This window comes from Streptomyces sp. NPDC058872 (assembly GCF_042743065.1).
Taxonomy (GTDB): Bacteria; Actinomycetota; Actinomycetes; order Streptomycetales; family Streptomycetaceae; genus Streptomyces.
The window spans coordinates 1-17,866 of the sequence record NZ_JBHYMK010000083.1 but is presented as its reverse complement, the minus strand read 5'-3'; the positions used below and the strand labels follow the sequence as shown (position 1 = coordinate 17,866).

General features: G+C 71.3%; 15 protein-coding genes. 8 read left to right on the top strand and 7 right to left on the bottom strand.

Annotated elements, in window-relative coordinates; all coding sequences use genetic code 11:
- Positions 1-72: 72 nt before the first annotated feature.
- The 4 genes from ACFW22_RS32910 to ACFW22_RS32895 are packed head-to-tail and all read right to left on the bottom strand — an operon-like array spanning position 73 to position 4,995.
- The gene (locus ACFW22_RS32910; RefSeq protein WP_386411831.1) at positions 73-1,767 is read right to left on the bottom strand and encodes an alpha-amylase family glycosyl hydrolase; all 1,695 of its coding nucleotides are present in this window, start codon (positions 1,765-1,767) and stop codon (positions 73-75) included.
- Between the two features lie 50 nt (positions 1,768-1,817).
- Positions 1,818-2,690 carry a sugar ABC transporter permease gene (locus ACFW22_RS32905; protein WP_386411839.1) on the bottom strand — a complete coding sequence of 291 codons (873 nt, stop codon included), beginning with the start codon at positions 2,688-2,690 and terminating at the stop codon, positions 1,818-1,820.
- On the bottom strand, positions 2,684-3,697 hold the full coding sequence (locus ACFW22_RS32900; RefSeq protein WP_386411829.1) for a carbohydrate ABC transporter permease: 1,014 nt from the start codon (positions 3,695-3,697) through the stop codon (positions 2,684-2,686). The genes ACFW22_RS32905 and ACFW22_RS32900 overlap by 7 nt, the downstream gene beginning before the upstream one ends.
- Positions 3,698-3,717: 20 nt before the next feature.
- Positions 3,718-4,995: an extracellular solute-binding protein gene (locus ACFW22_RS32895; protein ID WP_386411827.1), complete on the bottom strand. Its 1,278-nt coding sequence runs from the start codon at positions 4,993-4,995 to the stop codon at positions 3,718-3,720.
- A gap of 336 nt (positions 4,996-5,331) precedes the next feature.
- On the opposite strand from ACFW22_RS32895, the gene ACFW22_RS32890 reads away from it, so the two are divergent.
- On the top strand, positions 5,332-6,366 hold the full coding sequence (locus ACFW22_RS32890) for a LacI family DNA-binding transcriptional regulator (protein ID WP_386411825.1): 1,035 nt from the start codon (positions 5,332-5,334) through the stop codon (positions 6,364-6,366).
- A 74-nt stretch (positions 6,367-6,440) separates the two neighbouring features.
- Positions 6,441-7,361 (top strand): phosphatase PAP2 family protein, encoded by a 921-nt coding sequence (locus ACFW22_RS32885; RefSeq protein WP_386411823.1) that lies wholly within the window; start codon positions 6,441-6,443, stop codon positions 7,359-7,361.
- Between the two features lie 51 nt (positions 7,362-7,412).
- Here the strand turns inward: ACFW22_RS32885 and ACFW22_RS32880 are convergent, their stop codons facing one another.
- Entirely contained in the window at positions 7,413-10,400 is a 2,988-nt protein-coding gene (locus ACFW22_RS32880; RefSeq protein ID WP_386411821.1) for a bifunctional [glutamine synthetase] adenylyltransferase/[glutamine synthetase]-adenylyl-L-tyrosine phosphorylase, read from the bottom strand.
- A gap of 232 nt (positions 10,401-10,632) precedes the next feature.
- Between ACFW22_RS32880 and ACFW22_RS32875 the strand changes: the two genes are divergently transcribed.
- Together ACFW22_RS32875 and ACFW22_RS32870 are read left to right on the top strand one after the other, a co-directional pair.
- Positions 10,633-12,717: a PIG-L family deacetylase gene (locus ACFW22_RS32875; RefSeq protein WP_386411819.1), complete on the top strand. Its 2,085-nt coding sequence runs from the start codon at positions 10,633-10,635 to the stop codon at positions 12,715-12,717.
- Between the two features lie 46 nt (positions 12,718-12,763).
- Entirely contained in the window at positions 12,764-13,195 is a 432-nt protein-coding gene (locus tag ACFW22_RS32870; RefSeq protein WP_386411817.1) for a VOC family protein, read from the top strand.
- 51 nt (positions 13,196-13,246) lie between these two features.
- Here ACFW22_RS32870 and ACFW22_RS32865 read toward each other — a convergent pair whose 3' ends face one another.
- The gene (locus tag ACFW22_RS32865) at positions 13,247-13,741 is read right to left on the bottom strand and encodes a GNAT family N-acetyltransferase (RefSeq protein ID WP_386411815.1); all 495 of its coding nucleotides are present in this window, start codon (positions 13,739-13,741) and stop codon (positions 13,247-13,249) included.
- 187 nt (positions 13,742-13,928) lie between these two features.
- The gene (locus ACFW22_RS32860; protein ID WP_225798837.1) at positions 13,929-15,290 is read right to left on the bottom strand and encodes a glutamine synthetase family protein; all 1,362 of its coding nucleotides are present in this window, start codon (positions 15,288-15,290) and stop codon (positions 13,929-13,931) included.
- Positions 15,291-15,527: 237 nt separating this feature from the next.
- Here ACFW22_RS32860 and ACFW22_RS32855 point away from each other — a divergent pair, with 237 nt between their 5' ends.
- From ACFW22_RS32855 to ACFW22_RS32840, 4 genes are all read left to right on the top strand, one after another.
- A complete protein-coding gene (locus ACFW22_RS32855) occupies positions 15,528-15,902 on the top strand; it encodes a hypothetical protein (RefSeq protein WP_386411812.1) in 375 nt (124 codons plus the stop codon).
- 93 nt (positions 15,903-15,995) lie between these two features.
- Positions 15,996-16,673, top strand: a complete 678-nt coding sequence (locus tag ACFW22_RS32850; protein WP_386411810.1) for a DUF3105 domain-containing protein — start codon at positions 15,996-15,998, stop codon at positions 16,671-16,673.
- Positions 16,670-17,299: a DUF305 domain-containing protein gene (locus tag ACFW22_RS32845; protein WP_386411808.1), complete on the top strand. Its 630-nt coding sequence runs from the start codon at positions 16,670-16,672 to the stop codon at positions 17,297-17,299. Before ACFW22_RS32850 ends, ACFW22_RS32845 begins: the two co-directional genes overlap by 4 nt.
- Before the next feature lie 113 nt (positions 17,300-17,412).
- Positions 17,413-17,832 carry a CBS domain-containing protein gene (locus ACFW22_RS32840; protein WP_386411806.1) on the top strand — a complete coding sequence of 140 codons (420 nt, stop codon included), beginning with the start codon at positions 17,413-17,415 and terminating at the stop codon, positions 17,830-17,832.
- Positions 17,833-17,866: the final 34 nt, after the last annotated feature.

Genomic DNA, 17,866 nt, shown 5'->3' with positions numbered 1-17,866 from the left:
GGCCCCGGGAGTGGGCGGCGTGGCCGGCGCGCGGGGGGGCGCCGGGCCCGGCCCCCCGCGGCAGGGGGATCGTCACGCCGCCCACCAGACGGTGGTGTCGGCGGGCAGTTCCGCCTCGTCGTCGACGATGCGGACGTCCTCGTTGGAGAGGAGGTACCGGCCGGGCAGCGGGACGGAAATGGCCCGGCCGGTGGTGTTGGCGGTGCAGACGAATCCGTCGCGGCGGAAGGAGAGCACTCCCTCGGGTGCCTCCAGCCACTCGACGGAGTCGCCCGCACCGAGTTCGCGGCGCTCGCGGCGCACGGCGAGCGCGCTGCGGTACAGCTCCAGGGTGGAGCCGGGGTCGCCGGTCTGCGCCTCGACGCTCAGGGCGCCCCAGGTCGCGGGCTGCGGCAGCCAGGAGCCGCCGGCGCCGAAGCCGTACGAGGGGCCCCCGGAGGTCCACGGGATCGGCACCCGGCAGCCGTCGCGGAAGCCGTCCTGGCCGCTGGCGCGCCAGAAGGACGGGTCCTGGCGGACCTCGTCGGGCAGGTCGGTGACGTCCGGCAGGCCGAGCTCCTCGCCCTGGTAGACGTAGGCCGAGCCGGGCAGGGCCAGCATGAGCAGGGTCGCGGCGCGGGCGCGGCGGAGGCCGAGCGCCCGGTCGCCCGGCTCGCGGAGCTGGGTGCCGAGTCCCGCCGGGTTGGCGAAGCGGGTGGCGTGCCGGGTGACGTCGTGGTTGGAGAGCACCCAGGTGGTGGGGGCGCCGACCGGGCGCATCGCGTCGAGCGAGGCGTCGATGACGGCACGGAGCTCGGCGGCGTCCCAGTGGGTGCCCAGGTACTGGAAGTTGAAGGCCTGGTGCATCTCGTCGGGGCGGACGTAGTGGGCGGTGCGCTCGACGGTGGGGGTCCACGCCTCGGCGACGAGGATGCGCTCTCCGGGGGTTTCGCCGGGCGAGGCCACGGGGGAGTACTCGGCGAGGATCTCCCGCCAGGAGCGGTAGATCTCGTGGACGCCGTCCTGGTCGAAGAAGGGCATGACGTCGCTGCCGAGCAGCTTCAGCTGGTCGTGGGAGCCGATGTCGGGCAGGCCCTCGGCCTTGACCAGGCCGTGGGCGACGTCGACCCGGAAGCCGTCGACGCCCATGTCCAGCCAGAAGCGCAGGATGGACCGGAACTCGTCGCGCACCGCGGGGTGTTCCCAGTTGAAGTCGGGCTGCTCCGGGGCGAAGAGGTGGAGGTACCACTCGCCGGGGGTGCCGTCCGGGTCCTCGGTGCGGGTCCAGGCGGAGCCGCCGAAGATGGACTCCCAGTCGTTGGGCGGGAGTTCGCCGTCCTCGCCCTTTCCGGGCCGGAAGTGGTAGCGCTCCCGCAACGGCGAGCCGGGCCCCTCGCGCAGGGCGCGCTGGAACCACTCGTGCTGGTCGGAGGAGTGGTTGGGGACCAGGTCGACGATGATGCGCAGGCCCTGCTCGTGGGCTTCCCGGATCAGCGCGTCGGCGTCGAGCAGCGAGCCGAACATCGGGTCGATGGCCCGGTAGTCGGCGACGTCGTACCCCGCGTCGGCCTGCGGGGAGGCGTAGAACGGGGAGAGCCAGACGGCGTCGACGCCGAGCTCCTTGAGGTAGGGCAGTCGGCTGCGGACGCCTTCCAGGTCTCCCATGCCGTCGCCGTTTCCGTCGGCGAAGCTGCGCGGGTAGACCTGGTAGATCACGGCGTCTCTCCACCAGCCCGTGTGCGTGCCGGTGGTCGGGGCGTCGGCCGGGGTGGCGAGATGCTGGGTCATGTCTTCCCTGAGAGATAAGGAGGTGCGTGCGGAAGGCGTGGTCAGGGCCGTCAGCCCTTGACGGCGCCGGCGGACATGCCGGTGACGAGGTGCCGCTGGGCGAAGAGGAACACCACGGCGGCGGGGATGGCGATCAGCACGGAGGCCGCGGACATCGGTCCCCACTGGGCTCCGTACTGGTTGACGAACTTCTGCAGTCCGCCGGCCAGGGTGAGGTTCTCGTCGCCGACCATGAAGGCGGAGGCGTAGGCGACCTCGCCCCATGCGGTGATGAAGGAGTAGAAGGCGGTGACCGCGATGCCGGGCTTGGCGAGCGGCAGGATCAGTCGCCAGAACGTGCCGAACGGGGTCAGCCCGTCGACGTAGCCGGACTCGTCGATCTCGCGCGGGATGGTGTCGAAGAAGCCCTTCATCATCCAGGCGCAGAACGGAACGGCGATGGTGAGGTAGGTGATGACCAGGCCGACCGGCTGGTTGAGCAGGCCCATCGAGGCCATGATGTTGTAGATCGGCACGATGAGGACGGCGACCGGGAACATCTGGGTGATGAGCAGGGTCCACATCAGGCCGCGCTTGCCGGGGAAGCGGAAGCGGCTGACGGCGTACCCCGTGGTGGCGGAGATGAACACGCCGATGACGGTGGTGAGTCCGGCGACGAGGAGCGAGTTGCCGAACCAGGTGAGGAACGGGGTGTCCCGCAGCAGGTTCGTGTAGTTCTCGAACGTCGTCTCCTTGACGAAGTCCGTGGTGGTGGCGTAGGCGGCCGGCTTCAGCGAGGTCAGCAGGACCCACAGCACCGGGAAGACGGCGATCACCGAGGCGGTGATCAGGGTGAGGTGCAGGCCGACCGAGGCGAGCGGCGAACGGCGTCCGCGGACCGGGGTGTTCGCGGCGGGGGCGGTGGGGGTCGTGGTGGTCACCAGACTTCTCCCTGCTTGCGGAGGACGCGCCGGTAGAACGCGGCGAAGACCATCAGGAGGACCAGGATCAGGACGCCCCAGGTGGAGGACTGCGCGAAGTCGCGCGGGCTGATCTCGAAGGAGAACTTGTACGCCTGGGTGACGAGGATCTGCGTGGCCTCGCCGGGTCCGCCCCGGGTGAGCAGGAAGATCACCGGGAACATGTTGAAGGTCCAGATGGTGGAGAGCAGGATCACCGTGGTCGACACCGAACTGAGGCCGGGCATGGTGATGTTGCGGAAGCGCTGCCAGGCGTTCGCGCCGTCCATCTCGGCGGCCTCGTAGAGCTCGCCGGGGATGGACTGGAGCCCGCCGAGGAGGGCGACCATCATGAACGGGACGCCGAGCCAGACGTTGACGAGGATGACGGAGAACTTGGCCCAGGTCGGGTCGTTGAGCCACGGAATGCCGTCGATGCCGCCGCCCGCGAGGATCTGGTTGAGCATGCCGCGGCGCTCGTCGTAGAGGAAGCGCCAGGCGAAGACGGAGACGAAGCCGGGGACGGCCCAGGGCAGGATCAGCAGCATCCGGTAGACGGAGCGGCCGGCGATCCTGCGGTTGAGGACGTTGGCGAGGGTCAGGCCCAGGGCGAAGGTGACCGCCACGCAGGAGACGGTCCAGACGACGGTCCAGATCAGCGTGCCGACGAACTGGCCCCCGGTGACCGCTTCGGTGTAGTTGTCCAGGCCGACGAACTCATAGGTGGCCGGGATCTCATTGACGCCGATCGACCGCGCCACGTTCCGCTCGTTGGCGTTGGTGAACGACAGATAGACACCGCGGACCAGCGGGTATCCGATGATCACGCCGAGCACGACCACCACCGGGAGCACCATCGCCCAGGCGTACCAGTGGGTGGAGAGGGAGCGCTTCGCCGCGCGGCGCGGCGTGCCAGTTCCGCGGCGTCGGCCGCGGGCGACGTGGTCGCCCGCGGCCTTCGCCACCGACTGGCTGGGAGTGTCCACAGCCATGAGCCGGCCTGCCTTCTTTCTTACTTCCAGTCCTTCAGGAGCTTGCGGTAGGAGTCACCGATCGCCTTGGCGCCGGCCTCCGGGGTGGTCTGGCCGGTGAGCACCTTGGTGTACTCGACCTTGACCGGCTCGAAGAGGCTGCCGCCCTCGGGGATCCACGGGCGCTGGACGGCCTTGTCGACGACCGGCTTGAAGAAGCCGATCATCTCGTTGGTCGCGACGTCCGACTTGATGTAGACGGACTGGCGGGTCGGGAGGAGGCTGAGCTCCTTGGCGATCGTGGCCTGGGTCTCGGCCGAGCTCATGTACTCGGCGAAGGCGTAGGAGGCGTCGAGGTTCTTGGAGCCCGCGTAGACGGCGAGGTTGTGGCCGCCCTGCGGGGCGCCCTGGCCCTGCGAGCCGGCCGGGACCGGGGCGATGCCCAGGTTCGCCTTGTCGGCGAACTCCTTGCCCGCGTAGGTGTCGGCGACGGCCCACGGGCCGTTGATCATCATGGCGACCTTGCCGTCCTTGAAGGCCGCCTGCATGTTGTCCCAGCCGTTGGTCGCGTCGGTGATCGCGGCCTTCGAGTCGACGAGGTCCTTGACGGTCTTGAGCGCCTTCACGCCGGACTCGTCGTCGATCTTGATCTTCTTCTGCTCGGCGTCGACCAGGTCGCCGCCCTCGCCGTACAGGAAGGAGAGGAACCAGTACGGGTCGTCGCCCCGCAGGTAGAGGCCGGTCTTGCCGGTCTTCTCCTTGATCTTGGCGGAGACGGCCTTGAGCTGGTCGATGGTCTCGGGGACCTCGACGCCGGCCTCCTTGAAGATCTTCTTGTTGTAGAAGATGCCCATGGAGTCGATGACCTGGGGGACCGCGTAGGTCTTGCCGTTGTACTTCGTCGAAGCGGCGGCCTGCTCCAGGAAGTCGTCGGCGTCCTTGAGGGCCGGGGTGCCGTCGAGCGGCGCGAGGTAGCCGAGGTCGGCGAACTCGGGGGTCCAGGCGACCTCGGAGCGGATGACGTCGGGCGCACCGGAGCCGGACTGCGCGGCGTTCTTGAACTTGTTCTGCGCCTCGCCGAACGGCACGTTCACGTACTTGACGGTGACCTTGGGGTACTTCTTGGTGAAGTCCTCGGCGACCTTCTTGAAGACCTTGTCCTCGGAGCCGACCGTGGAGGTGTCCCACCAGGTCACGGTGCCGGAGAGCTCGCCCGAGCTCTTCGAGCCGCCGTTGGAACCGCTGTCGCTTCCGCCGCACGCCGCCAGGGTCACGCCCAGGGCGGCGACCAGCGCGGTGGCCGCTATGCCACGCCGCATGTGAACTCCTTCAACTGATCCCGGGGGGACGAGGGGCTGGAACCTTCCTCATGCGACCGCTCCCTCGCGGCGCTCCGGGTTGCCAGGAACGTAACAGGGATGAAAACGAGCCGAAAGACCTTGCGGGAACTTTCTGCAAGGACCGGCGATCGTTACATCCACGTGTCCCTAAGGTTGCCGAAGGATCGCTTGACAGGGCCCGGCGGACCCTTCGCAGCCCGTGGCGCACCCCGCAAGACGGCCGCAAGGACTGCAAGGCCTTGCGGCAGGACGACGGAGCCGGGTTGCGCAAGGGCCGGTGGGCAATACGCCCCGTGACCGGTACAGTCCATCCTCATGACCGCGCGGCTCTCCGACATCGCAGCCCAGGCGGGGGTCAGTGAGGCCACAGTCAGCCGCGTGCTCAACGGCAAGCCCGGCGTGGCCGCCACCACCCGCGAATCCGTCCTCGCCGCACTCGACGTGCTCGGCTACGAGCGGCCCGTACGGTTGCGCCAGCGCAGCGCGGGGCTCGTCGGCCTCATCACCCCCGAGCTGGACAACCCGATCTTCCCGGCCCTCGCCCAGGTGATCGGACAGGCGCTGACCCGGCAGGGGTACACGCCGGTCCTCGCCACCCAGACCCCCGGCGGGTCCACCGAGGACGAACTCACCGACATGCTGGTGGAGCGCGGGGTCGCCGGCATCATCTTCGTCTCCGGCCTGCACGCCGACACCACCGCCGACATGACGCGCTACGACCAGCTGCGCGGCAAGGGCGTCCCGTACGTCCTCCTCAACGGCTTCTCCCCCAAGGTCCAGGCGCCCTTCGTGTCGCCCGACGACCGGGCGGCGATGCGGCTGGCCGTGACGCACCTGGCCGCGCTCGGGCACAGCCGGATCGGTCTGGCGGTCGGGCCGAAGCGGTTCGTCCCGGTGCTGCGCAAGATAGAGGGCTTCCAGCAGGGCATGCAGGAGCGGTTCGGCCTGACCCCCGAGGAGTCCGAGGAACTGGTCCAGCACTCCCTCTACACGCTGGAGGGCGGCCAGGCGGCGGCGGGCGCACTGCTCGCCCGCGGTTGCACGGCGGTCGTCTGCGCGAGCGACATGATGGCCCTCGGCGCGATCCGGGCAGCTCGGCAGCAGGGGCTGGACGTCCCCCGGGACGTCTCGGTGGTCGGCTTCGATGACTCTCCGCTCATAGCGTTCACCGATCCGCCGCTGACCACCATCCGACAGCCGGTGCAGGCGATGGGGCAGGCCGCGGTGCGGGCGCTGCTCGAAGAGGTGGGGGGCACCCCGGCCCCGCACTCGGAGTTCGTCTTCATGCCTGAGCTGGTCGTTCGTGGTTCAACGGCCTCGGCTCCCTCGGCGGCCCGTACTCCTTCTTGAGGCGGAGCGGGTGCACCTCGAACCCGACCGAGGGATGATCGGTCGGGGGGAGGGATCTGGCACACTCTCTCGCTATGGGTGAAACGACCGTGAAGAGCTTGGACAGCCGGACGACCCCGTCGTCACCCATCGTGGCCGACGAGGGAAGGTTCGCGCGGCTGCGCGGGCGTGCACCCCGACGCCCGACGATCTGGTTCGAGATCCTGCTCATCGCGGTGAGCTACTGGACGTACTCGCTCATCCGCAACGCGGTGCCGGAGCAGAAGGCCGCGGCGCTCAAGAACGCCGACTGGATCTGGCGCACCGAGGAATCCCTCGGCCTCGCCTTCGAGCACGCCGTCAACCACGCCGTGAACTCGGTGACCTGGCTGATCGTCTCGATGAACTACTACTACGCCACCTTGCACTTCGTGGTGACCATCGGCGTGCTGGTGTGGCTGTACCGGTGGCACCCGGGCCGTTACGCGGCGTTCCGCACGGTCCTGTTCGCCACCACCGGGGTGGCCCTGGTCGGCTACTACCTGTACCCGCTCGCGCCGCCCCGGCTCATGAACGGCGTGGACTTCGTCGACACCGTCCTGGTCCACCACACCTGGGGCTCGATGGCCTCGGGCAACCTCAAGCACGTGTCGAACCAGTACGCGGCGATGCCGTCGATGCACATCGGTTGGTCGCTGTGGTGCGGGGTCACCGTCTTCCTGCTCGCCCGGGCCCCCTGGGCGAGGATCCTCGGCCTGCTCTACCCGGTGGCGACCCTCGTGGTGATCGTCGCCACCGCCAACCACTTCTGGCTGGACGCGGTCGGCGGCGTGCTCTGCCTGTCCTTCGGCTTCGCCGTCTCCTACTTCTGGTACGGCTCCCGCCCGCACCGGCTGCCGAAGCTGGTGGAACCGGTGGAGCCGGTGGGCGTCGTCCAGCGCGGCGGCCCGTCCGCGGCCCGGGGAGCGGACCGCTCGGAGGACGACGCCGAGCAGCAGGTCGGTTCCGGCACCTGACCCGGCCGGGGCCACAGGCCGGACGGGCCCGCCCCGACCGGAAGACGGTCCTCAGGCCCCGTAGAACAGCTCCTCGACGACGGCCCGGGCCCGACGGGTGATCCGGCGGTAGTCGTCGACCATCTCACCGACGTGCCCGGCCTCGTACCCCAGGTAGCGGCCCACGGCCGCGAGCTCGCGGGGGTCCGAGGGGAAGGTGTCGCCGGAACGGCCGCGGACCAGCATGACCGCGTTGCGGACGCGGGTGGCCAGGACCCAGGCCTCGTCCAGGGTCTGCGCCTCCTCCGTCGGGATCAACCCCGCCGCATGGGCGGCTGCGAGGGCCTCGCGGGTCCGGGTCGTGCGCAGGCCCGGCTCCGCCCAGCCGTGCCGCATCTGGAGCAGCTGCACCGTCCATTCGACGTCGCTGAGGCCACCGCGCCCGAGCTTGGCGTGGAGGGTCGGGTCGGCGCCGCGCGGCAGCCGCTCGGACTCCATCCGGGCCTTCAGCCGGCGGATCTCCCTGATGGCGTCGTCGCCGAGTCCCTCCGCGGGGTACCGCAGCGGGTCGACGAGCTCGATGAACCGCTGCCCCAGCTCCGGGTCGCCGGCCATCGGTTCGGCGCGCAGCAGCGCCTGGCTCTCCCAGACCAACGACCAGCGGTGGTAGTAGGCCCGGTAGGACTTCAGGCTGCGGACCAGGGGGCCGCTCTTGCCCTCCGGCCGGAGGTCCGCGTCGATCAGCAGCGGTGGGTCGGCGGTCGGGAGTTGCAGCAGCCGCCGCATCTCCGCGACCACCCGGTTCGCGGCCCGGGTGGCCTCCTGCTCGTCGACGCCCTCGCGGGGTTCGTGGACGAAGAGCACGTCCGCGTCGGAGCCGTACCCCAGCTCGTGGCCGCCGAAGCGTCCCATGCCGATGACCGAGAACCGGGTCGGCAGCTGGTCGCCCCATTCGGCGCGCACGGCGGCCCGTAGGGCACCGGCGATCGTCGCCGCGTTGAGGTCGGTGACGGCCCTCCCCACCCGGTCGACGAGCTCGCCCGGGTCCTGCTCGCGGGGGTTGTCCTCGGTGCCGTACGAACCGATGAGGTCGGCGGCGGCCGTCCGGAACAGTTCCCTGCGGCGCACCCCGCGCGCCGCGGCGACGGCCTGCTCGGCATCGGCCGCGCGTCCCACCGCCGCCAGGACCTCCTGCTCCAGGTGGTCCCGGTCGCGCGGCTTCAACCCCTCCGGATCGCCCAGGATCGCAACGGCCTCGGGGGCGCGGAGCAGCAGGTCGGGGGCGAGGCGCCCGGCGGAGAGCACCCGGGCGAGGTTCTCGGCGGCGGCGCCCTCGTCGCGCAGCAGCCGCAGGTACCAGGGGGTCTTGCCGAGGGCGTCGGAGACCTTCCGGAAGCCGAGGAGTCCGGCGTCCGGATCGGCCGAGTCCGCGAACCAGCCCAGCAGGACGGGCAGCAGCGTCCGCTGGATCGCGGCCTTCCGGGTCACCCCCGAGGCGAGCGCCTCCAGGTGGCGCAGGGCGGCGGTGGGATCCGCGTAGCCGAGCGCTTCGAGGCGCTGTCCGGCGGCCTTCGGGCTGAGCCTGATCTCACCGGGGGCGAGCTGGGCGACGGCGTCGAGGAGCGGCCGGTAGAAGAGCTTCTCGTGCAGGCGGCGGACGACGGCGGCGTGCCGCTTCCACTCCTTGTTGAGCTCGGCGACCGGGTCGGTGCGCAGGCCGAGGGAGCGTCCGAGGCGGCGCAGGTCGGCCTCGGCCTCGGGGACGAGGTGGGTGCGGCGCAGCCGGAAGAGCTGGATGCGGTGCTCCATGGCGCGCAGGAAGCGGTACGCCTCGTCGAGCTGGGAGGCGTCGGCACGGCCGACGTAGCCGCCGGCGGCGAGGGCGGCGAGCGCGTCGAGGGTGGTGCCGCTGTGCAGCGTCGCGTCGCTGCGGCCGTGGACCAGCTGGAGGAGCTGGACGGCGAACTCGACGTCCCTGAGTCCGCCGGGGCCGAGCTTGAGCTCGCGCTCGACCTGGGCGGCCGGGATGTTGTCGACGACCCGGCGGCGCATCTTCTGGACGTCGGGGACGAAGTTCTCGCGCTCGGCGGCCTGCCAGACGAGCGGGGAGACCGCGTCGATGTACTGGGCGCCCAGCTCGGGGTCGCCGGCCACCGCACGCGCCTTGAGCAGTGCCTGGAACTCCCAGGTCTTCGCCCAGCGCTGGTAGTAGGCGAGGTGGGAGGAGAGGGTGCGGACGAGGGGGCCGTTGCGGCCTTCGGGGCGGAGGTTGGCGTCGACCGGCCAGATGGAGCCCTCGACGGTGGGCTCCGAGCAGATCCGCATCAGGTGGGAGGCGAGCCGGGTCGCGGCCTGGATCGCCTTCCCCTCGTCGGCTCCTTCCGCCGGCTCCCCGACGAAGATCACGTCCACGTCGGAGACGTAGTTGAGTTCGTGGCCGCCGCACTTGCCCATCGCGATCACGGAGAGCCGGCACAGGGCGGCGTCGGCGGGGGCGGCGGTCCGGGCGATGGCGAGTGCGGCCCGCAGGGTCGCGGTCGCCAGGTCGGCGAGCTCCGCGGCGGCCTGGGCGACGTCGGTGGTGCCGCACACGTCGCGGGCCGCTATGGCGAGCAGGCAGCGGCGGTAGGCGATCCGCAGCGACACCTCGTCGGTGGCTCCGGCGAGCTCCTGCTCGAACTCGGCGACCCCCGGATGCAGGTCCGCCGCCTCGTACGTGACGAGGGACTCCGCGTCGCGGGGATGGCGGGCCAGGTGGTCGCCGAGCGCCTCGGACGCACCCAGCACCCCGAGGAGCCGGTCCCGGAAGGGCTTGGCGGAGAGCAGCGTGGTGGTGAAGGTCTGTAGCTCGGCCTCCGGCTGCGCCTCCACGAGACGGACCAGGCCGCGCAGTGCGAGGTCGGGGTCGGCGGTGGCGCCGAGCGCGTCGAGGAGGACGGGGTCGGCGCGCAGGGCGGCCAGTTCCGGCAGGTCGAGGAGGCGTTCGGCCCCGGAAGGATCGGTGAATCCGTGCCGCAACAGCCGTGAGAACGTACTGCTCCTGCGTCCCGGCACCGTCATTCCGCCGCTCCCTCCGAGCAGGTCGACAACCCAGGGGCGAACCCGGGGCTTCGAGCCTATCCGGAGTGGGCACCACAGGCGTCCAGGCCTTCGGATCGCAGCGGATCACACGTGACGTCTCGCACATCAGTCGCTTTTCAGGCGCGATGAACCGTATTCCTTGAAGGCCCGCCCTGCTCCTCGCCCCCCTTTCCCGTCCGTCCGAACCTCTGCGAAAGCGCGCCGTCGAACCATGCCCGTCCGCCGTCTCCGCCGCCCCGCCCTCCCGTCCCGCCGCAGGACCGCGACGGCGGTGGTGACGGCCGCCCTGGTGGGCGCCACCTGCGTCGGGGCCCTCTCGGCGACGGGGGCGTCCCGGGGGGCGGGGACGCGAGCGGTGGAAGCGCGGTCCGGACAGGAGGCGCCCGCCGCCGGACGGGCCGCGCCGACCGGGGAACCGACGGAGGCGCTCCCCCCGCCGGTCTCCGTGGTGCAGTTCGTGGCCCATCCGGACGACGACCTGTTCTTCATGAACCCGGACGTCTCCCAGTCCCTGCGCTCCGGCAGCCCCTTGACCTCCGTCTACCTGACCGCAGGCGAGTCCGACGGCGTCAACGCGCGCCCGCGCGACGCGGCCGGAACCACGCCCGACAAGGCCGGGTACGCCGAGGCCCGGCAGAACGGGATCCGCGCCGCGTACGCCGAGATGGCGACGGGCAGCAGGACCAGCGCCTGGGACCGGGTCGTGGTGCCGACGTCCGGCGGTGGGTCCGCCGAACTGGACACCCTGCGCGCACAGCCGCAGATCAAGCTCGTGTGGCTGCAGATACGCGAGGCCGGCGCCGTCAACGGCGACCGGCCGCACAGCCTCCACGGCCTCTGGGACGGCCGGATCGCCGCGCTCGGCTCCCAGCGCTCCACCGGCACCCCGGTCACCGCCGATTTCACCTACACGAAGGAGCAGGTCGTCGCCACGCTGACGGGCGTCCTGGAGCGGTTCCGGCCGACCTTCGTGCGGATGCAGGACCCGAGCCCCGGCACGTACCCGGAGGACGGGAAGTTCCGGGACCACCAGGACCACCTCTTCGGGGCGCGGTTCGTGCAGGCCGCGCTGGCCCGGTACGCGGAGCTCCCCGGGCATCCGCACGTGGGCGTGCAGAACTACCTGGGCTATCCGACCAGCGGGCTGCCGCACACCCTCGACCCCGAGACGGCCGACGCGAAGCTGAGCACCCTGAAGACGTACTCCTGGTGGGACGGGGTGCAGGACTGTGGGGTCGGCATCGGATGCGGCGACCTGAAGGTGGCCGCGCGACCCGCCGGACGGGGCTGGACCCAGACCGTCCGGTACGCCCGGGGCACGTCCACCTCCTGGGTCCAGCGCGACCCGGCGGGCGGGCTGCACGCCTTCTCCGTCCTCGACGGTCGCCTCGCTACCTGGCGGAAGCCGGCCGACGCCGTGGCCTGGCAGGGCCCGGAGCTGCTGCCCGGTGGTGGCCTGGACAGCGGGGTCACCTCCGTGGCCCTGCCCGACGGCCGGATCTCCGTCTTCGGCGTCCGCACGGTCCTCGGCGGCGAGGCGTCCGCCTACCGGCGCGAGGTGGTCGGCACCGTCCAGTCGGCGCCCGGAGCCGGCTTCGGCCCGTGGCGCTCGCTCGGCACCCCCGAGCGGAACGACGCCGACGGCACTTCGGACATCAGCGCACCCGCCGTGACCGTGGCCGCCGACGGCCGGGCGACCCTGGTCCTGCGCGACAGCCGGCACCGGCTCACCGTACGCGAGCAGCGGGTGGACGGCGCATGGGGCCCGTGGCGGGTCCTGGGGGGCACGGACGTGTACGGCGACCCGGTGGCCGCGACGGACGCGCACGGCCGCGGGTACGTCTTCGCCAGCACCCCGGCCACCGTCCTCGCCTGGGGGCAGCGGAGCCCCGGCGGACCGCTGACGGGACCGGCGGAGACCGGCCTTCCGCCGACGACCCTGGCCCTGAGCGCGAGCGCGGCGCCGGACGGCGACGGAGTGCGGCTCTGGTTCCGCAAGCCCGCCTCCGGCGACCTGCGGAGCGCCGACTTCTCCGGCACGGGGCCGGTCTCCCCGGTCACCGAGCTCACCGGCGCGGGTGTCGCGGGCTTCGGCCCGGTGAGCGGTGACGACGGGCTGCTCGCGGTCCGTTCCCGCACCGGTTTCCTGGCGACGGCGCCGCACGGCCGGGCGGGGGCGCGACCGGTGTGGACCCTGGAGGAGTTCTTGTTCTCCGGCGCGCCGGACGCGGGGACGGACGGGGTCGCGGCGATCGGCCTGGACGGCCGGCTGCACTGGAAGCCGACGGGCCGTTGACCCGGTTCCGGGTGCACGCGGCGCTCCCGTACGGAAGCGTGGCCCCATGAACATGACCCTGGAAGTCGTCCCGGTGCCCGTCAGCGACGTGGACCGGGCGAAGGAGTTCTACGGCGACGCGTGCGGCTTCACGATCGACCTGGACAGCGAAGTGGCGCCCGGCGTGCGGATCGTCCAAGCGACCCCGCCGGGCTCGCGCTGCTCGATCGCGCTGCTGAGCGGCATGCCGCCGATGCCGGGCGCCGAGGAGATGGAACCCGGCAGCCTGCACGGCCTCCAACTCTGCGTCACCGACATCGAGGCGGCGCGGGCGGAGCTCACCGGCCGGGGCGTCGTCGTCTCACCGGTGAGGCACGTCGGAGCGACGGGCTGGGAGGACGGCAAGGGCGACACCTGGAACTCGTTCATGACCTTCGCGGATCCGGACGGCAACGGCTGGGTCGTGCAGGAAGCCCCGTCGGAGCTCTCGGAGCGCTGATTCCGAGTACCGCTCCGTGCGGAAGGTGCCGGCGGAGTCCGGGCCGTTCCCTCAGAAACCGCGGTAGAAGTGGCGGAGTCCCCCGGCCTCGGCCACGCACCGCATCCCGGCGGCCTCCATCACCCGGTGCGAGGCCGGGTTGTCCAGGTCGGCGTCGCCCTTGGCTCCGGCGACACCGGCCGCCCTGGCCACTTCGAGGAGCGCCCGCAGCGCCTCGGAGGCGTACCCCTTCCCCCGTGCGTCGGGCAGGAGGCCGTACCCGACGGTCACCACCCCCAGTGCGTCCGGCGGCCCGTGGAAGCCGATCCCGCCGACGACGACGCCGCTCTCCCGGAGCCGTACCTCATAGGGGCGGAACACCCCCGGGTCGCCGTGCTCGGCGACCCCGCGCAGAAAGCCGGTGGCGGCCCGGACGTCCCCGTCCAGGGGGTACCCGTCGCCCCACAGGTCGCCCGGGGCCGGTGCCCGGGCGACGGTGCGCTCGGCGTCGGAGGCGGTCAGGGGACGCAGCAGGAGCCGCTCGGTGGCGACGGGGGCGATCTTCACCGCGGCAGTGTGGTACGTCCTCCGGGCTCCGGACAACGGCTTTTCCCCCTGCGGCGGGAGCGGGCGGGGAACCGCCCGGTCCCGCCGCCCGGGGGCGGCCCGGGGCGAGTCGGACGGGCCGGGGCCAGCGGTCGGTGACCGCCGGCCCCGATCGTCGATTCCGGGCTCTACCCGCTCTGAGCTGTGCTTACAGCACCGGCAGGTTCTTGCGGAGCTCGAAGGCGGTGACCTCGGAGCGGTACTCCTCCCACTCCTGCTTCTTGTTGCGCAGGAAGAAGTCGAAGACGTGCTCGCCGAGGGTCTCCGCGACCAGTTCGCTCTTCTCCATGAGGGCGATCGCCTCGCCCAGGTTCTGCGGGAGCGGCTCGATGCCCATGGCGCGGCGCTCCGAGTCGGAGAGGGCCCAGACGTCGTCGTCGGCGCCGGCCGGGAGTTCGTACCCCTCCTCGATGCCCTTGAGCCCGGCCGCGAGGAGGACCGCGTAGGTCAGGTAGGGGTTCGCGCCCGAGTCGATGGAGCGGACCTCGACCCGCGAGGAACCGGTCTTGCCCGGCTTGTACATGGGGACGCGGATGAGGGCGGAGCGGTTGTTGTGACCCCAGCAGATGTACGAGGGCGCTTCGCCGCCCGAACCCGCCGTGCGGGAGGAACCGCCCCAGATCCGCTTGTACGAGTTGACCCACTGGTTGGTGACCGCGGAGGTCTCGCCCGCGTGGCGGAGGAGGCCCGCGATGAAGGAGCGACCCACCTTCGACAGTTGGTACTCGGCACCCGACTCGTAGAAGGCGTTCCGGTCGCCCTCGAAGAGGGAGAGGTGGGTGTGCATGCCCGAGCCCGGGTACTCGGAGAAGGGCTTCGGCATGAACGTGGCCTGCACGCCCTGCTCCAGGGCGACCTGCTTCATGACCAGCCGGAAGGTCATGATGTTGTCCGCCGTCGACAGCGCGTCGGCGTAGCGGAGGTCGATCTCCTGCTGGCCGGGCGCGCCCTCGTGGTGCGAGAACTCCACCGAGATGCCCATCGATTCGAGCATCGTGATGGCCTGGCGGCGGAAGTCCATGCCGACGTTCTGCGGAGTGTGGTCGAAGTAGCCCGAATTGTCGGCCGGGGTGGGCCGGGTGCCGTCGAGCGGCTTGTCCTTCAGCAGGAAGAACTCGATCTCGGGGTGGGTATAGAAGGTGAAGCCCAGGTCCGAGGTCTTGGCGAGGGCGCGCTTGAGGACGTAGCGCGGGTCGGCGAAGGACGGCGAGCCGTCCGGCATCAGGATGTCGCAGAACATCCGGGCGGTGCCGGGGGCCTCGGCGCGCCAGGGAAGGATCTGGAAGGTGCCCGGATCCGGCTTGGCGATCATGTCCGATTCGTATACACGGGCGAAGCCCTCGATCGCGGAGCCGTCGAAGCCGATGCCCTCGTCAAAGGCCTGCTCAAGCTCGGCGGGAGCCACCGCGACCGACTTGAGGAAGCCGAGCACATCGGTGAACCACAGGCGTACGAAGCGGATGTCGCGCTCCTCGAGCGTACGGAGCACGAATTCCTGCTGCTTGTCCATTTCCACACCCATCCTTGCTGGTCAGGCCGCCTGCTCCCACCGCCTCCGGTGCATCGGGGGGCACCTGAGCATCCCACCACATGGTTTCGCGCACGTTGCACACCCATACTGCCTGCTCGGGTGTGACTGAGGTAACGGGGGAAGGGCCCGACCGGGGTGTGTGTCCACCCGGTCGCCGGTGCCGAGTGCCACCCCGTTCGGCCCACGGGGGCCCCTCGCCCACTACGATCGGCGCCCATGGGAGCCCCACGGCTCGTGCGCCCGTCCCGACACGCGCGTCCCCTGGCACTGGTGAGTGCCGTGGCGACGCTCTTCGCCGCGCTCTTCCTCTGTCTGGGGACCGGCCCGGCGGGGGAACGGGCCCACCACGAGGAGGGCCCGCGGACCACGGCCGTCATCGCCGACCACCTCTGTCCGTACGACCCCGGTGGCTGTTCCCTCTTCCCCGCCCTCTCCCCCGCCGTTCTCAGCGCGCCCCCGCTCGACGCCCCGCCGTCCGCACAGGGCGGGCCGCCGCGTCTCGCGCTGCCTTCCGGTGACGGTCCGGCGAGCCGGGGGGCCGCCCGACCGCGCGCACCGGACCTGCACGTCCTTCAAGTTCTGCGGACGTGACGGAGCCGGGCGTCCCCGCCGCCGGGCGGGTGCCCCTCTCTGCACGTCCACCCCCGAACTCCACCCCACTCCCCGAAGAAGGACGACACCACCATGGCCGCCAACCGCTCCGCCACCAACGACCGCCGCGCACGAATAGAGGAGATGCGCCGCGCCGAGCAGGCCCGTGAGCGCCGCAACCGCCTGCTCACCATCGGCGTCTCCGCCGTCGTGGTCCTGGGCCTCGTCGGCTTCGGCACCTTCGTGCTGATGAAGCAGTCCGAGGAGCAGGACAAGAAGGAGGCCGCCGCCAAGGCCCCGATCGCCGGCGAGAAGTCCTGGGACCCGAAGAAGCTCGGTCGCAACCACGTCGAGACGGCCGTCACCTACGAGATGAAGCCGCCGGTCGGCGGCGACCACAACCCGGTCTGGATGAACTGCGACGGCGACGTCTACACGAAGCCGATCGCCGATGTGAACGCCGTGCACTCCATGGAGCACGGGGCCGTCTGGGTGACGTACACCCAGCAGGCCGCGCAGGGCGACGTGAAGAAGCTCGCCGACAAGGTCGGCAAGACCAAGTACACCCTGATGAGCCCCGTGGAGGACCAGGCCGGGGCGATCATGCTGTCCGCCTGGGGCAAGCAGGTGACCGTGGACGGCGCGGACGACCCGCGCGTCGACGCCTTCTTCACCAAGTACGTGCAGGGGCCGCAGACCCCGGAGCCGGGTGCGGCCTGCACCGGCGGGCTCGACGCGAACGGCCAGGGCGGTACGGGGATGGGCCAGTGAGGCTCAACCGTACGCAGGGGGCGGCGGTCACCGCCGTCGCCCTGGCGCTGCTGTTCGCCGGGGGCGCGGTCACCGTCGCGTCCGCTGACCGCGAGGACGCCCCGAGCACCCCGGTCTCCTCCTCCGCCGATGCCGGTTTCGCCCGGGACATGGCGGTCCACCACCAGCAGGCCGTCGAGATGTCGTTCGTCGTCCGGGACCGGACCACGGACGAGGCCGTCCGACGGCTCGCGTACGACATCGCCAACACGCAGGCGAACCAGCGGGGCATGATGCTCGGCTGGCTCGACCTGTGGGGGCTGCCCAAGAACGAGTCCGGGGTCGAGCCGATGGCCTGGATGGGGATGGGCGGTTCGGGTGACACGGGGCCGCTGGACGGTGCCCTGATGCCCGGGATGGCGACCGACACGCAGATGGACGAGTTGCGCGGGGCGAGCGGCCGGGAGGCCGAGGTCCTCTACTTGAAGCTCATGACCGCGCACCACAAGGGCGGGGTGCACATGGCCGAGGGCTGCGTCCAGAAGTGCTCGGTGGACATCGAGCGGAACCTCGCGCAGGGAATGGTCGACGCGCAGGAGTCCGAGATCAAGCTGATGGCCGACATGCTGAAGAAGCGCGGGGCCTGATCCGGCGTCCCGGCCCCCGTGACCCGCTGCGGTCGCGGGGGCCGGACCGCCCCCCGACAATGAGGGTGCTCGGGGACTTCGTACGACGACGTTCGACGAAAGGTACGCACCCCATGACCACGGCGAAGGACATCATGCACACCGGGGCCCGGTGGATCCCGGAACACGAGACGCTCGACCGGGCGGCGCAGCTGATGCGGGAGTTGGACGTGGGCGCCCTGCCCGTCGCGGACGCGAACGAGAGGCTCTGCGGCATCGTCACGGACCGCGACATCGTGGTGCGCTGTGTGGCCATGGGCCACGACCCGTCGAAGGTCACCTGCGGCGAGATCACCCAGGGCACGCCGCGCTGGATCGAGTCCGGGGCGGACGTGGGCGCCGTCCTGGAGGAGATGCAGAGCCACCAGATCCGGCGGCTCCCCGTCATCGAGGACAAGCGGCTGGTCGGCATGATCAGCGAGGCCGATCTGGCCCAGCACCTGTCGGACGAGGAACTCAAGGCGTTCTGCGCGCGCGTCTACGCCTCCTCCTGATTCCGGACGCACGGTCCACGGGCCCCGGGGGTCC